The sequence below is a fragment of the Bacillus sp. Cr_A10 genome (assembly GCF_029222665.1).
Lineage (GTDB): Bacteria > Bacillota > Bacilli > Bacillales_A > Planococcaceae > Psychrobacillus.
The window spans coordinates 35,943-50,913 of the sequence record NZ_JARHXR010000020.1 but is presented as its reverse complement, the minus strand read 5'-3'; the positions used below and the strand labels follow the sequence as shown (position 1 = coordinate 50,913).

General features: G+C 38.3%; 15 protein-coding genes and 1 other annotated feature. All 15 genes read right to left on the bottom strand.

The window, feature by feature from the left end:
- Positions 1 to 63 precede the first annotated feature (63 nt).
- The 15 genes from P2Q73_RS17830 to P2Q73_RS17760 all read right to left on the bottom strand — a co-directional run bounded on the left by P2Q73_RS17830 (position 64) and on the right by P2Q73_RS17760 (position 14,957).
- Positions 64 to 573, bottom strand: a complete 510-nt coding sequence (locus P2Q73_RS17830; protein ID WP_053591297.1) for an NYN domain-containing protein — start codon at positions 571 to 573, stop codon at positions 64 to 66.
- Between the two features lie 10 nt (positions 574 to 583).
- Complete coding sequence (gene rlmB / locus P2Q73_RS17825; RefSeq protein ID WP_053591296.1) at positions 584 to 1,339, bottom strand: 23S rRNA (guanosine(2251)-2'-O)-methyltransferase RlmB; 756 nt, start codon at positions 1,337 to 1,339, stop codon at positions 584 to 586.
- Complete coding sequence (locus P2Q73_RS17820; protein ID WP_053591295.1) at positions 1,340 to 1,759, bottom strand: Mini-ribonuclease 3; 420 nt, start codon at positions 1,757 to 1,759, stop codon at positions 1,340 to 1,342.
- Positions 1,760 to 1,763: 4 nt separating this feature from the next.
- A complete protein-coding gene (gene cysS / locus P2Q73_RS17815) occupies positions 1,764 to 3,164 on the bottom strand; it encodes a cysteine--tRNA ligase (protein WP_056831195.1) in 1,401 nt (466 codons plus the stop codon).
- On the bottom strand, positions 3,145 to 3,831 hold the full coding sequence (cysE, locus tag P2Q73_RS17810) for a serine O-acetyltransferase (protein ID WP_056831197.1): 687 nt from the start codon (positions 3,829 to 3,831) through the stop codon (positions 3,145 to 3,147). The genes cysS and cysE overlap by 20 nt, the downstream gene beginning before the upstream one ends.
- Positions 3,832 to 3,923: 92 nt before the next feature.
- Positions 3,924 to 4,146 (bottom strand) — a binding site (T-box leader).
- Between the two features lie 58 nt (positions 4,147 to 4,204).
- Positions 4,205 to 5,668, bottom strand: a complete 1,464-nt coding sequence (gene gltX / locus P2Q73_RS17805) for a glutamate--tRNA ligase (protein WP_275789663.1) — start codon at positions 5,666 to 5,668, stop codon at positions 4,205 to 4,207.
- Positions 5,669 to 5,806: 138 nt separating this feature from the next.
- Positions 5,807 to 6,286: a 2-C-methyl-D-erythritol 2,4-cyclodiphosphate synthase gene (gene ispF / locus P2Q73_RS17800; protein ID WP_056831201.1), complete on the bottom strand. Its 480-nt coding sequence runs from the start codon at positions 6,284 to 6,286 to the stop codon at positions 5,807 to 5,809.
- A gap of 1 nt (position 6,287) precedes the next feature.
- Positions 6,288 to 6,977 (bottom strand): 2-C-methyl-D-erythritol 4-phosphate cytidylyltransferase, encoded by a 690-nt coding sequence (gene ispD, locus P2Q73_RS17795; RefSeq protein WP_275789659.1) that lies wholly within the window; start codon positions 6,975 to 6,977, stop codon positions 6,288 to 6,290.
- Positions 6,978 to 7,054: 77 nt separating this feature from the next.
- Complete coding sequence (locus P2Q73_RS17790; protein ID WP_056831205.1) at positions 7,055 to 8,143, bottom strand: PIN/TRAM domain-containing protein; 1,089 nt, start codon at positions 8,141 to 8,143, stop codon at positions 7,055 to 7,057.
- A gap of 114 nt (positions 8,144 to 8,257) precedes the next feature.
- Complete coding sequence (radA, locus tag P2Q73_RS17785; RefSeq protein WP_053591288.1) at positions 8,258 to 9,628, bottom strand: DNA repair protein RadA; 1,371 nt, start codon at positions 9,626 to 9,628, stop codon at positions 8,258 to 8,260.
- A gap of 143 nt (positions 9,629 to 9,771) precedes the next feature.
- Positions 9,772 to 12,222 carry an ATP-dependent Clp protease ATP-binding subunit gene (locus tag P2Q73_RS17780; protein ID WP_056831206.1) on the bottom strand — a complete coding sequence of 817 codons (2,451 nt, stop codon included), beginning with the start codon at positions 12,220 to 12,222 and terminating at the stop codon, positions 9,772 to 9,774.
- Entirely contained in the window at positions 12,219 to 13,313 is a 1,095-nt protein-coding gene (gene mcsB / locus P2Q73_RS17775) for a protein-arginine kinase McsB (RefSeq protein ID WP_056831208.1), read from the bottom strand. Before mcsB ends, P2Q73_RS17780 begins: the two co-directional genes overlap by 4 nt.
- The gene (locus tag P2Q73_RS17770) at positions 13,303 to 13,848 is read right to left on the bottom strand and encodes a UvrB/UvrC motif-containing protein (protein WP_053591285.1); all 546 of its coding nucleotides are present in this window, start codon (positions 13,846 to 13,848) and stop codon (positions 13,303 to 13,305) included. Before P2Q73_RS17770 ends, mcsB begins: the two co-directional genes overlap by 11 nt.
- Positions 13,849 to 13,868: 20 nt before the next feature.
- Positions 13,869 to 14,336 carry a CtsR family transcriptional regulator gene (locus P2Q73_RS17765; protein WP_053591284.1) on the bottom strand — a complete coding sequence of 156 codons (468 nt, stop codon included), beginning with the start codon at positions 14,334 to 14,336 and terminating at the stop codon, positions 13,869 to 13,871.
- Between the two features lie 171 nt (positions 14,337 to 14,507).
- Complete coding sequence (locus P2Q73_RS17760; protein ID WP_275789652.1) at positions 14,508 to 14,957, bottom strand: GNAT family N-acetyltransferase; 450 nt, start codon at positions 14,955 to 14,957, stop codon at positions 14,508 to 14,510.
- Positions 14,958 to 14,971 lie beyond the last annotated feature (14 nt).

Below are 14,971 nucleotides of genomic sequence, written 5' to 3'. Positions count from 1 at the left end.
ACCTCTGCAAGTTTACGATAGTTATCACAAGTATACAGGATGAAAATTTATCCAGTCAATGCATCATTTCATTCCTCTTCGCCATTTTTCGAAAATTTCTGCAATTTCGTCCGTTAGAGGGATCTTGGAAGACGGCTTATTATCTTGAATATACCTCACTTTTTTCGTTATATTCGACGATATAGCCGTCATTTCAATTTCAAATTCTCGAGCAGATTTTCTTAATGCGCCTTGTCCAAAAATAACTCTTTGCTCCGTCATATCAGAAGTAGCTACATAAATTTCTATTTTTCTACCACTTAATTCTCTTGTAAGCTTCTCAATTCGCTCATCTGCTGTTTCGTTTGTTCGAGTAAAAATAACTTCTACATCACGTTGCTTCTGCTTATTTTCAATTCCCGGAACTAAATGTGCGTCAAATACGACAATTACACGAATACCCGTAAACGCTTTATATTCAGCCATCAGTTCCAGAAGTCGGTCTCTTGCGTCTAGTAGTTTTTCTTGCTTTAAAACTCTTAACTCTTTCCATGCGCCGATGATATTATAACCATCGACAAGAAGAATTTGCATCAGGTTATCCTTAAAGAGGACGTCTTACACGCAATACTTCGTATAAAAGTATAGACGCAGCAACAGACGCATTTAAACTTGTTACATGACCGACCATTGGTAAATGGTATAAGAAATCACACTTATCTTTTAATAAACGACTCATCCCTTTACCTTCACTACCAATAATAAGCGCTAATGGAAGTGTTGCATCCATATGACGATAGTCAGTGGACTTTGTAGCATCTGTCCCCGCAATCCAAACTCCACGTTCTTTTAACTCATCCACCGTTTGCGCTAGATTTCCAGCTCGATACACCGGAATATGCTCAATTGCTCCAGTAGATGCCTTAGCAACAACTGCAGTTAGTCCCACAGCACGTCTTTTTGGAATTATAATACCGTGTGCCCCAACCGCATCTGCTGTTCTCATAATAGACCCAAGATTATGTGGATCTTCGATTTCATCCAAAATTATAAAAAGAGGATCTTCTTGTTTACTTGCAGCTAATTCAAACAAATCATCCAGTTCCGCATATCGATAAGCTGCAACCGAAGCAACGATCCCTTGGTGATTGGCATCGGTCAAGTTATCTAATTTCTTTTTTGGAACGAATTGAACGATGATTCCCGCTTCCTTAGCTAATTGAATTATTTCCGAGACTCCGCTTTTTTGTATGCCTTCAGCAATCCACACTTTATTCATATCTCTTCCTGAACGTAGCGCTTCTACAACGGGGTTTTTCCCAGCGATAATTTCTCCCGTTTGTTCTGTATTCTCTGCCATTTACTTCTTCTCCCCTTTCTGTCCGTCAATAAATTCAATTGAAAATAGAAGTAATTCTTCCAACCGTTCTTTTTGCTCACTTAGATATAAGCTTCCTACTAACGCTTCAAACGCAGTACTATAATGATATGTTTGGACATCTGTATTTTTCGGTACAGTACCAGACTTTGCATTTCTACCCCTTTTTAATACCGCAAGTTCCTCTTCTGTTAGGATTTTTTTATCTAAAAGCTCGTGAACAATTGTCGCCTGTGCTTTTGCAGATACATACTTAGTTCCTTCTCTGTGCAATATGTTTGGCTTAACTCGACCAGAACGAATGAGATGCTCTCGAACGACTTGTTCGAAGACAGCATCTCCCATATAAGCTAAAGCTAACGAGTTTAATTGTTTAACATCGGATAACTTAAAGTTAGTCATAAGTTTATCCTCTTTTCCATCGGATACCTTGCGCTGTATCTTCTAAAATAATATTCATTTCTTTTAATTGATCTCTTATTTCATCTGCACGAGCAAAATTGCGATCCTTTCTCGCTTGATTTCGTTCTTCGATTAATGCATCAATTTCTTCATCCAATACTTCTTTTTCTTGTTGGAGAGAAATTCCCAATACTGTAGTCAGTTCATCAAAAATTGTTAAGAATTGCTTTAACACATTTTCAGAAGTCTGTTTTTCTAATAGATACGTATTTGCTAGCTTAGATAATTCAAAAACTGCAGCAATTCCGTTCGCTGTGTTAAAATCGTCATCCATTGCAGTGATAAATTGCTCTTTTACTTCTCCTATTTTGTGCATCCAAATATCATGATGGTCACCTAAGTCCGCTGTCGCGTCTAAGCGATGTAACACATTTGCATACGATGTACGGATACGTTCTAGGCCAGCTTCCGCTTGTTCTACTAAATCACCGGAATAGTTAATTGGGTGACGATAATGTACACTCAGCATGAATAAACGCAATACTTGTGGATCAATATTTTGACGAATATCATTAACTAAAACGAAGTTACCTAGTGATTTTGACATTTTTTCATTGTCAATATTAATGTAGCCATTATGCATCCAATATCTCGCAAATGTTTTACCTGTTCTTGCTTCCGATTGTGCAATTTCATTTTCATGATGAGGGAAAGTTAAATCTTGCCCACCAGCATGGATATCAATTGTATCACCTAGTACTTCTCTAGCCATTACCGAACATTCAATATGCCACCCTGGACGTCCTTGACCCCATGGGCTCTCCCAGAAAATCTCTCCTGGCTTTGCAGCTTTCCATAATGCAAAGTCTAAAGCATCTTCTTTCTTTTCCCCTGCCTCGATGCGTGCACCTACTTTTAAATCATCGACCGATTGGTGAGAAAGCTTTCCATAACCTTCAAACTTTCTTGTGCGGTAGTATACATCACCTTGAGATTCATACGCATAGCCTTTTTCTTCTAATACTTTAATAAAATCTATTATTTCGGTCATGTGATCGGTCACACGAGGGTGCGAATCAGCTCGGTTGCATCCTAATGCCTCTACGTCTGCAAAATAAGCTTCAATAAAACGTTCCGTTAACTCAGAAACCTCTTCACCTAACTCATTTGCAGCTTTAATAATTTTGTCATCCACATCTGTGAAATTGGATACGTACGTTACTTCATATCCTCGATATTGCAAATATTTTCGTACCGTATCGTATACGATCACTGGACGAGCATTCCCGATATGAATGTAGTTATATACTGTTGGTCCACAAACATACATTTTTACCTTTCCCTCTTCCATTGGTACAAAGGGTTCTTTTTCACGTTTTAATGTATTAAAAATTTGTATTGCCATGTATACTTATCTCCTTTTCCTTTTTAAGTCTTTCTACTTCTTCTTGTAAATTTTTTATTTCATACTCCATCTCTCTACATCGATCAGCGAACGGATCCGGTAAGTCTTGGTGATTCAAATCTTGATGATGTGCATTGTGCTTTACTTTCACTCCATCTTGAATTACAACTACTCCAGGTATACCAACTACTGTTGAGTTCATTGGAACATCTTTTAAAACAACAGACCCTGCTCCCACCTTACTATTTTCTCCAATTGTAATCGAACCTAACACTTTGGCACCAGTTGCTATTAATACATTATTGGCAAGCGTAGGATGTCTTTTTCCTTTTTCTTTTCCTGTACCACCCAATGTGACACCTTGATATATCGTACAATCTTCCCCTATTTCACAGGTTTCCCCGATGACAACACCCATTCCGTGGTCGATAAAAAAACGTCTTCCAATCTTCGCACCCGGGTGAATTTCAATACCAGTGAAAAATCGGCTAATTTGCGAAATAACACGTGCGAGGAAAAATAATTTCTTATTATAAAAAGCGTGTGCAATCCGATGACTCCAAATAGCATGTAAACCCGAGTATGTTAATACTACTTCCAGGATACTTGTTGCTGCAGGATCTTGTTCAAATACAACTGCTATGTCTTCTTTGATTCGCTCAAACATCCTTTTTTCTCCTTTCTTAGAAACATGTAAACGTTGTAGGAAAAGCTAAACTTTTCTTCCACAATAAAAAGCGTCCCTGTCTATTATAAATAGACAGAGACGCTTTGGGCGCGGTTCCACTCTGATTGAAAAGGCAAATAAAACACCCTTCCCACTTCGCATCCTTAACGCAGATGATACGTCCAGCCTACTGACATGTTCGGCATGGCACTCAGAGGTGCATTTCAGTAACTCATTGGTTCAGACCACTTTCAGCCGGTGATGGTCCTCTCTAAAGAACTTGTGTTACTTACTTCTCCTCATCCTTGCTTTTTCTAGCTTCCGTTCGGAATTTGTATCCTCATTTTCACACCTTACTAGAGGAAAGTCAATATTATTGTTTTGCGTATTTAGCTACTCGAGCAATTACATTTTCTTTTCCGATAAGACTGATAGCATCTGCCAACTCAGGACCATGTGTTTGACCAGTTGTTACTACACGGATTGGCATAAATAAATTTTTCCCTTTATGGCCAGTTTCTTTTTGAACTGCTTTGATCGCAGCTTTAATTTCAGCTGCTTCAAATATTTCTAAAGTTTCTAACTGTGCTTTGAATGCAGCCATTACCTCTGAAACTTGTTCACCTGCTAACACTTCTTCCGCTTCTTCAGTATATGCAATATCATGTTCAAAGAACTGTGATGACAATTCAACTATTTCAGCACCAAAGCTCATTTGATCGTGGTATAGAGCAATTAGCTTCGTTGCCCAAGCATGTTGTTCCTCCGATAGTTCTGCTGGAAGTAGCTCCGCCTTTTGTAAGTGTGGCAATGCTAGTTCCACAACTTTTTCAAGTGGTAATTGCTTAATATATTGATTATTCATCCACGTTAATTTTTGTTTATCAAACATGGAAGGTGATTTAGATAAACGATTCACGTCAAATATTTTTATAATTTCCTCTTTAGAGAATATCTCTTCTTCCCCTTCAGGAGACCATCCTAAAAGTGCAAAGAAGTTGAACATTGCTTCAGGTAAGTAACCTAGATCTTTGTATTGCGTAACAAATTGAATAATAGACTCGTCACGTTTTGAAAGCTTTTTACGATTTTCATTAATGATTAACGTCATGTGACCGTATGCAGGATATTCCCACCCAAACGCATCAAATATCATTAATTGTTTTGGAGTGTTAGATAAATGCTCTTCCCCACGGAATACATGGGAAATTTTCATAAAGTGATCATCTAAAACTACCGCATAGTTATATGTTGGAATGCCATTTGCTTTTACAAGTACCCAGTCACCAATATCTTTGGATTCAAAAGTAACGGATCCACGAACTAAATCCTCAAATGTGTAGGTTACATTTTCAGGAACCCGCATACGGATTGTATAAGGCATACCTGCATCTTCTTTTTCTTGTACTTCTGTTGCAGATAAATGACGACATTTACCGTTGTACATAGGCGCAGCTATTCCGTTTGCTTTTTGCACTTCACGTTCTGCTTCTAATTCCTCTGAAGTACAGAAACATTTATACGCCTGCCCTTTTTCTAACATTTCTTCTGCATGCTTTGTATAAATATCTAGTCGTTCCATTTGACGATAAGGCGCGTATGGTCCACCAATATCAACTGACTCGTCATATTCGATACCTAACCATTTAAGATTTTCAAGCTGAGATAACTCGCCACCTTCTACATTTCGTTCAATATCTGTATCCTCGATACGAACGATAAACTTCCCGTTATTGTGACGTGCAAATAAATAGTTAAATAATGCTGTTCGAGCCCCTCCGATATGTAAATACCCTGTTGGGCTTGGCGCGTATCGTACGCGAACTTCTTGTGTCATTGTAAATCCTCCTAGTTTTCGTTCATATAAAGTGAAACTTCAGCTTGTGATAGTTTCCTTTACAGATGACCATATCTTACTATCCTTAAAGCGGGATAAACTTTATTTATTCTACCACTGCTAACGTCTTTTTAAAAGTTAGTCTTTCTTTATAAGCAATATTGTCGCCATTGAAGCAATTCCTTCTTCACGTCCCGTAAATCCAAGCTTTTCTGTTGTTGTTGCCTTCACGTTTACTTGGGATACATCCGCTTGAAGCAACTCCGCCACACGCACACGAATTGCCTCAATATAAGGTGCCATTTTAGGCTTTTGTGCAATAATTGTACAATCGATATTACCTAATTTGTATCCGTGAGCATCTACTAATTTCCAAATATGCTCCAGTAGCTTGGCTGAATCTGCATCTTTAAAATCTGGATCTGTATCCGGGAAATGTTTGCCGATATCCCCTTCACCGATTGCTCCAAGTGCTGCATCTGTAATCGTATGAAGCAATACATCTGCATCTGAATGTCCAATTAGTCCTCTTTCATAAGGAATTGTAACTCCTCCAATTATTAAAGGGCGATTTTCCGCAAATTCATGTACGTCAAATCCTTGTCCAACTCGTATCATCTTATTGTTCCTCCTGCTTCATTTTATTTAAAATCACATCACCAAAAAGGAGATCTTCTTTCGTAGTCATTTTTAAATTATCGTATGTACTCTCCACGATATGTACGCTTTCTCCTAAACGTTCGACTAGCATCGCTTCATCTGTCCCTAAAAAGCCTTCTTCATTTGCCAAGCGCTCTGCTTTTTCTAATAGCTCAAACTGAAAAGCTTGTGGCGTTTGAATAATCCATAAACTTTCTCGATCTACTGTTTCTTGAATTATACCATTTTCCACTTTTTTCATCGTATCTTTGGCACGAACTGCCGCTACCGCTGCTCTCGATTGAGTAGCAGTTTCAACAAGCTGGTGAATAACCCCTCGTTTAATAAACGGCCTTGCTGCGTCATGTACAAGTACAATCCCTTGGCTTGGAGAAGCTTTTAAACAAGCATATACACTATGCTGACGTTCTGCTCCTCCTTCCGTAATAGCTGCTACTTTTGTAATCTCGTGTTTCAATAATAATTGTTCAATGTATGTCTGTTCCTCTTTTTTAACCGCTAACACAATGTGTTGACACATGGGGTCATTCTCAAAAACGCGCAAAGTATGTATTAAAATCGGAATATCTCTCAACTTCAAAAAAAGCTTATTCTGCCCTGCTCCCATGCGCTTCCCACTGCCTGCAGCGGGTAATAATACCGTATACATCCCCTAATTCTCTCCTCTATGTAACAATAGAAAAAGGGTGTTATCCTATTGAAAATCTAGGAAACAACCCTCCCCTATTATTTCGAGTCTTGTGGTTTAGCAAAAATCATTCGACCTGCTGAAGTTTGAAGTACACTTGTCACTTCCACATTCAACGCTTGTCCAATATATGATTTCCCACCTTCTACAACAATCATCGTACCATCGTCTAGGTAAGCAACACCTTGGTTATGCTCCTTCCCATCCTTAATTACGACTACATGCATTATTTCCCCGGGAATAACGACTGGTTTAACCGCATTTGCCAGATCATTAATGTTAAGTACCCGCACCTGATGAAGATCGCAAACTTTGTTTAAGTTGAAATCATTCGTTACAACAATGCCATTCATCTTCTTCGCTAAACGCATAAGCTTCATGTCTACTTCTTGAATGTCTTCGAAATCATCCTCTACAATCTTTACTGCAGAAGCACGTTCTGTTTGTAATGTTTTCAATACATCTAGCCCTCGACGTCCTCTAGTTCTTTTTAATGTATCTGAAGAGTCTGCTATATGCTGTAACTCAGTTAGTACAAATTGTGGGACTACCAAAATACCTTCCATAAATCCTGTTTGTGAAATATCTGCAATACGTCCATCAATTATAACGCTAGTATCAAGAAGTTTATATGTTCCAGTGATTAAACCTTGCTCCTCTTCCTCTTGAGTTTTCTTCTTAGTTCCTGATTGCTTGGAAGGAGTAAAAACTTGCAAAAGCTCATCCCGCTTTTTAAACCCTACTTGAAAACCTAAATAACCAAGTACAATAGATAAAAGCACCGGCACAACCGAGCCTATACCTGGTATAGCAATATTATTAATAGCTGTTCCAAGTAAAAATGCAACAATCAAACCAATGACAAGCCCCAATGTACCAAACAGTAAGTCACCTATAGGGGCTTTTAAAAGACGCTCTTCCATCCATCGTATGAAATTAATTAAATAGTCTGTTAAAAATAATGCTGCAACGTAAAGTATGATTGCACCGATAATAACAGATACATATGGATTATGAATCCAAGGGTTATTGGATAAATTTATAAGTTCATATAAGTGCGGTAAAAATATTAACCCTAATGTACCTCCTATTAAAATGAATGCAATTTGAATAATCCATTTTAACAAACATTCCACCTCCAGTTATCATTTATTATAACGTCAAATTTTGTTATAAGTCTATTATGACTAACAGGAGCAACTAGTCACCCCTGTTAATTCATTTATAGAAACAAATATATTTTATTGAAAAGCTTCTTTCATGGCATCATTTACAGATTCAACGCCTACTACTTGAATGCCTTTCGGATAATCCCAGCCTCCTATATTAGAAGCAGGGATAATTGCTCTTTTAAACCCTAATTTTGCAGCTTCCTGCACACGTTGTTCGATTCTGGATACCCTTCTCACTTCACCTGTAAGTCCAACTTCTCCAATAAAACAGTCTGTTGGGGTAACCCCTGTATCTCTAAAACTCGATACTATACTTACTAGGACGGCTAAATCGATAGCAGGTTCATCTAATTTTACACCTCCGGCAACTTTTATATAAGCATCTTGCGTTTGTAACAGTAATCCCATACGTTTTTCGAGTACTGCCATAAGCAAAGAAACCCGATTTTGATCAATACCGGTAGCCATTCGTTTCGGATAATTAAAGCTCGATTGTGTGACAAGTGCTTGAATTTCCACTAAAATCGGTCTCGTCCCTTCCATCGATGCAACAATAGCGGAACCAGCTGCTCCATGGGAGCGTTCCTGTAAAAATAGTTCGGAAGGATTCAATACTTCTTTTAATCCTTGTTGTACCATCTCAAAAATAGCAATTTCGTTGGTCGATCCAAAACGGTTCTTTTGAGAACGTAAAATACGATACGTGTGATGGCGTTCTCCTTCAAAATATAAAACCGTATCTACCATATGTTCTAATAAACGAGGACCAGCAATTTGTCCTTCTTTTGTTACGTGCCCCACCAAAAAGATCGCTATATTCTTTGTCTTAGCAATCCGCATTAGTTCTGCCGTACATTCTCGAACTTGGGACACACTCCCAGGAGCACTCGTTACTTCCGGATGATGTACGGTTTGTATAGAGTCGACAATGACAAATCGTGGCTCTACACTTTCAATTGTTTCATTGATTAACTCTAAATTTGTCTCAGAATATATATATAGTTCCGCAGATGTGACACCAAGTCGTTCCGCTCGGAGTTTTGTTTGTCTAATAGATTCCTCACCAGATATATACAATACTCGCTCTCCTTTATTGGCAAGCAACGCAGAGACTTGTAATAGTAAAGTAGATTTACCGATACCTGGATCACCACCGATTAATACGAGCGACCCCGGCACAATCCCACCTCCGAGTACGCGGTTCAGTTCCATAAGCTCTGTTTCTACTCGTGGTTCTTCTACTGTTTCTACCGAGATAATAGGTGTGGCTTTTTGAGCTACCCCTGTGGAATGCTGAAAAGAACGTTTAGGTCCTTTGGAAACGATTTCTAACTCTTCTACCATCGTGTTCCATTCCCCACAACCAGGGCATCTTCCCATCCACTTAGCTGACTCATATCCACATGAATTACACATAAATTTCGTTTTTCTTTTAGCCATTACTTCCTCCTATGTAAAAAAAACATTAGCACCTGTCACTACACCAGAAGCATTTGCTTATTAGCTTAAGGGGTACTGCGCTGCCGCTATATTGAAAAAAAGGCATCCCTTACGTAAAGTATGGAATGCCCATAAAATTTTTATTAACCTTCAGTAACTGCTTTTGCTTTTGTGCGAACGACAAATTCATCGTTCTCTACGTCAAACACAACATGTTGACCATTGAGCACTTCGCCTTTTAGTAATTCTTCAGAAAGTCGATCTTCTACATGTTTTTGTAACGCTCTACGCAATGGGCGAGCTCCATAAGTTGGATCATATCCTTCTGTTGTAATCTTGTCTTGAGCTGCTTCCGTTAATTCAAGCTCAATACCTTGTTCTTTCAAGCGTTTCGCAAGCTGTTCTGTCATCAATGTCACGATTTGTTTTAAATGTTCTCTTTCTAGAGAGTGGAATACAATCATTTCATCTAGACGATTTAAGAATTCAGGACGGAATGCTTTTTTCAATTCTTCTAGCATTTTACCTTTCATATCTTTATAGTCTGTTTTTCCACCTTCATTTAAGTTAAACCCAACATGCTTATTGTATTTAAGGGCATCTGCACCAACGTTTGAAGTCATAATAACAACGGTATTACGGAAATCTACTGTACGACCTTTAGAATCTGTTAAGCGTCCATCTTCTAATACTTGAAGAAGAATATTAAATACATCTGGATGCGCTTTTTCAATTTCGTCTAATAAAATAACAGAGTAAGGTTTACGGCGAACTTTTTCTGTTAACTGACCACCATCGTCAAATCCAACGTATCCTGGAGGTGAACCAACAAGACGAGAAGTTGAGTGTTTTTCCATGTACTCAGACATGTCTACACGAATCATCGCATCTTCGTCACCAAACATTACTTCAGCTAAAGCGCGAGCAAGTTCTGTTTTCCCAACACCAGTTGGCCCAAGGAAAATAAATGAACCAATTGGACGTTTTGGGTCTTTTAAACCTGCGCGTGCCCGACGTATTGCACGAGAAATTGCATCAACCGCTTCTGATTGTCCAATTACTCTTTCATGAAGCTTTTCTTCTAGTTTTAATAACTTTTCAGATTCAGTTTGTGCCAGTTTTGATACTGGAACTCCCGTCCACATAGAAACAACTGCTGCGATATCTTCTACTGTTACCTCAGATTCTTCTTTGCCTTGTTTTTCTTTCCAAGTGTCTTTCATTTTTTCTAATTCATCTTTTAGTTTTTGCTCTTTATCACGGAAAGAAGCAGCTTTTTCAAATTCTTGACTTTGAACTGCAGCATTTTTCTCCGAACGAACCGCTTCTAGTTTCGCTTCTAATTCTTTTAAATTAGGTGGTGTTGTATAAGAGCGAAGTCTTACTTTTGAGCCAGCTTCATCGATTAAATCGATTGCTTTGTCTGGTAAGAAACGATCAGAAATATAACGATCAGACATTTTCACAGCAGCCTCAACAGCTTCATCTGTAATTTTCACACGGTGATGCGCTTCATAACGATCACGCAAACCATAAATAATTTGAATTGCTTCATCAACAGATGGTTCATCTACTTGAATTGGTTGGAAACGACGCTCAAGAGCAGCATCTTTTTCAATGTATTTACGGTATTCATCTAAAGTAGTCGCACCAATACATTGAATTTCTCCACGTGCTAATGCCGGTTTAAGAATATTTGATGCATCAATTGCACCTTCTGCTCCGCCCGCTCCAATTAAAGTGTGAAGCTCATCTATGAATAGAATTACATTTCCGGCTTGGCGAATTTCATCCATCACTTTTTTCAAGCGATCTTCAAATTCACCACGATATTTTGTACCAGCAACGACTGTACCCATATCAAGTGTCATGACACGTTTATCACGTAAAATTTCTGGCACTTCATTTTGTACTATTTGCTGTGCAAGACCTTCAGCAATAGCTGTCTTACCTACCCCAGGCTCACCAATCAGCACAGGATTGTTTTTTGTACGACGAGCCAATATCTCAATCACGCGGGTTATTTCTTTACTACGTCCAATAACAGGATCCAGTGTACCTTCTCTTGCTATTTGAGTTAAATCGCGCGCTAATCCGTCCAATGTTGGAGTACTGGCAGGTGCCGCACTATTGCTACCGTTGCCATGTGATTGGTCTGAGCTTCCTAATAATTGGAGTACTTGTTGACGAGCTTTGTTCAAGCTTACTCCTGCATTATTTAATACTCTCGCAGCAACGCCTTCACCTTCACGAATTAGTGCAAGTAATAGGTGCTCCGTTCCAATATAGGAATGACCTAATTTGCGAGACTCATCCACAGAAAGTTCAATCACTTTTTTCGCACGAGGAGTGTAATGAACGATTGGGCCAACTTCTTCTGTCCCTTTCCCTACTAACTCTTCAATTCCAGCTTCAATAACCTTCGGATCTACTTCGATTGCTTCAAGCGCTTTTGCTGCAATTCCGCTTCCTTCTCGGATAAGACCAAGTAATATATGTTCTGTACCAATAGATTCATGCTTTAAACGAATAGCTTCTTCTTGTGCTAGTTGTAGTACTTTTTGAGATCTTTGTGTAAATCGATTAAACATCATGCAAGTTCCTCTCCTTTTGTATTCAGTTTTTCTCCCATTTGCAACCGTTCCCTTAATAACTTCGCTCGAAACATATCTCGTTCCGAAGCATTTAATGTTGTTTCAGCATACTTTTGAAGAAAACCAGGTTGCATAAACACCATACATTCATTCAAAATAGTTACATCTACGTCTTGAATAAGTCCCATATCTATTCCTAAACGTACATCTGATAAGCATTTTGCCGCTTCTTCTGTCGAAATAATTCGAGCAAAAGAAAGCGTTCCTAGTGAACGGTATAGCCGATCTTCTAGTGTATTGGCAGAATGATTTAATAGTGAATTTCTTGCTTCTCTTTCTTTTTGAATAATTTGTTCGGTAATACTTTGAAGATCGGCAAGTATATCCTCTTCTGTTTTACCTAGGGTCGTCTGATTGGACACTTGATAAACATTGCCGAGCGCTTCGCTACCCTCACCGTATATACCCCTTACAACCATTCCTAGTCTTGAAATAATTGTAATGATTCGGTTCATTTGTTTTGTCATTGTCAAAGCTGGCAAATGCATCATAACGGATGCTCGTAAGCCTGTTCCCGTATTTGTTGGACAACTTGTTAAATAGCCAAATTGTTCATCAAACGCATATGGTAACTCTTTTTCTAATAATCGATCAATCTTATCAGCTTGATCGTATGCTTCTTGTATTTGTAGTCCCGGAAACAAGCATTGAATTCGGATATGATCTTCTTCGTTGACCATTACACTGACAGACTCATCATCCGATAGTAATACAGACCCTGTTTTTGGTGAATTGGCGAGTTTCGGACTAATTAAATGCTTTTCTACTAAAACTTGACGGCTTAACTCAGACAAATCTTTTATTTGTATAGAAGTAAAATTTGCGTGCAACTCTTCATTTGCATCTAATAAAGTAGCCGAAACGGATTGGTCAATTTTATGCGCTTCGTCTTCGGTAAATGCAAGCGGAAAGCGAAAGCCATTTAAGTTTCTAGCTAAGCGTATTCTAGTACTCATGACTATATCTGAATGCTCTCCATTCCCCGCCATCCAGCTTGATGGAGAATTGTCTAAAAAGCGTTCAATCGACATGTGTTTCGTCACCTCCCGTGGCAAGCTTACTTTCGAGTTCTCTTACCTCGTCTCTTAACTTAGCAGCTTCCTCGAAACGTTCTGTTTCAATAGCATCTTTCATTTGCAAACGAATAGCTTCTATTTTCTTCTTTATCTCTAGTATCTCTCCAAGAGCTCCTGGCGCCTTACCAACATGCGTAGTATTACCGTTATGCAATCGTTTAAATACATTGGGCAGTTGTTTTCTAAAGCTATCGTAGCAAGAAGCACAACCAAACTTCCCTTCATCTAGAAAACGTTGGATGGACCAACCGCATTCATCACAAACTAATTGTGGTTTACTTTGTTTCTGGTGTACCGGCTGCTGATCTGCATGACTGAACCAGTTGGACAGAAGCTGATGTAGGGAGAGTGGATCCTGTTTATACTCTACGTAAAACGGGTGGAGACTATTAGCGCAGACCTCACAATAATGTCTCTCAAAGTGTTCACCGTTATGCACTTGTGTAACCGTTACTTTCGCTGGTCTTTGTTTACAATTTTCACAAATCACTTTTCAACACCCCGTTTAATTCACTTTTTTTCATATTTTATCGTTAATAGCATGGCTCTTAAAATACGAGATCTCAATTCATCTCTTGCAGGAAGCGGAATCGAAAGAGTCGTACGATCCATCGCCGCTAAAATAAGCTTTGCTTCTCGTTTTGTAATGACTTCTTCATCGATTAATCGAAATACAATATCTTCCGTCATCGACTCAGATGCACCATTTTGTAAGCTTTGTATTATATGCTCAATCAAATCAGCCTTGTTATGCGCACGTACGCGGAGAATTCGAATATATCCCCCACCACCACGCTTACTTTCTACTAAATAACCGCGATCTTGGGTAAATCGAGTATTAATCACATAGTTTATTTGTGATGGAACACATTGAAACTTTTCAGCAATTTCGCTTCTTTTTATTTCAATTTGCCCCTTACTCTCTTCTTCTATAATTGACTTCAAATAACCTTCAATAATGTCAGATATATTTTTCATCTTCTCACCTCTTCTCGCAAACTGACTTTGACTAACTTTGACTATATTATAACGAGAAATTTTTAGATGTGCAATTGATACGATTCGTATCAAAAACAACAAAAAAACTACTAACCGGATTGGTTAGTAGTTAGGTTGTATCAAAGCCACGACTTATATTCCATAAATATTTCACTTGTAAATTAACTGTGTAATAAAGAAGTTCGGTTCTATTTCAATATCATTTATTTTATTGAATCCAAAACGTTCGTATAGCTGAATAGCAGGGGTATTTTTTGCTCCAGTTGAAACTTCAATTTGCTGATTTTCTTTTTTGATTTCTAACACATGCTTTAATAATGCGGATGCAATTCCTTTACGAAAAAAGTTCGGATGTACAACGAGTCTGCAAATATCTATAAGTTCTTCAGTGTTCATAAATGATATAAAGCCGGTCAACTGCATCTCTTCATAATATCCGATAAAAATTTCCTTTGACATAATTATGTCATGAATAGAATCGTGAAGCTGAGGAATTCCATCAAATTCTATCAGCTCTGCCTCCACTTTATAAGCAAGTAGTTGAATTTCTAAAATCTCCTCAGCAACTTTTTCCTCTTGGTGAAAAAGGATCTGTATCACATTAAAACTCCTTT

What these genes read in the sequence shown, in the direction of transcription:
- ispF (WP_056831201.1), bottom strand. Translation starts at nt 6,286, where the DNA reads ATGATACGAGTTGGACAAGGATTTGACGTACATGAATTTGCGGAAAAT.
- ispD (WP_275789659.1), bottom strand. Translation starts at nt 6,977, where the DNA reads ATGTATACGGTATTATTACCCGCTGCAGGCAGTGGGAAGCGCATGGGA.
- P2Q73_RS17820 (WP_053591295.1), bottom strand. Translation starts at nt 1,759, where the DNA reads ATGACTAACTTTAAGTTATCCGATGTTAAACAATTAAACTCGTTAGCT.
- mcsB (WP_056831208.1), bottom strand. Translation starts at nt 13,313, where the DNA reads ATGTCGATTGAACGCTTTTTAGACAATTCTCCATCAAGCTGGATGGCG.
- cysS (WP_056831195.1), bottom strand. Translation starts at nt 3,164, where the DNA reads ATGGCAATACAAATTTTTAATACATTAAAACGTGAAAAAGAACCCTTT.
- P2Q73_RS17765 (WP_053591284.1), bottom strand. Translation starts at nt 14,336, where the DNA reads ATGAAAAATATATCTGACATTATTGAAGGTTATTTGAAGTCAATTATA.
- P2Q73_RS17780 (WP_056831206.1), bottom strand. Translation starts at nt 12,222, where the DNA reads ATGATGTTTAATCGATTTACACAAAGATCTCAAAAAGTACTACAACTA.
- P2Q73_RS17830 (WP_053591297.1), bottom strand. Translation starts at nt 573, where the DNA reads ATGCAAATTCTTCTTGTCGATGGTTATAATATCATCGGCGCATGGAAA.
- radA (WP_053591288.1), bottom strand. Translation starts at nt 9,628, where the DNA reads ATGGCTAAAAGAAAAACGAAATTTATGTGTAATTCATGTGGATATGAG.
- rlmB (WP_053591296.1), bottom strand. Translation starts at nt 1,339, where the DNA reads ATGGCAGAGAATACAGAACAAACGGGAGAAATTATCGCTGGGAAAAAC.
- gltX (WP_275789663.1), bottom strand. Translation starts at nt 5,668, where the DNA reads ATGACACAAGAAGTTCGCGTACGATACGCGCCAAGCCCAACAGGGTAT.
- cysE (WP_056831197.1), bottom strand. Translation starts at nt 3,831, where the DNA reads ATGTTTGAGCGAATCAAAGAAGACATAGCAGTTGTATTTGAACAAGAT.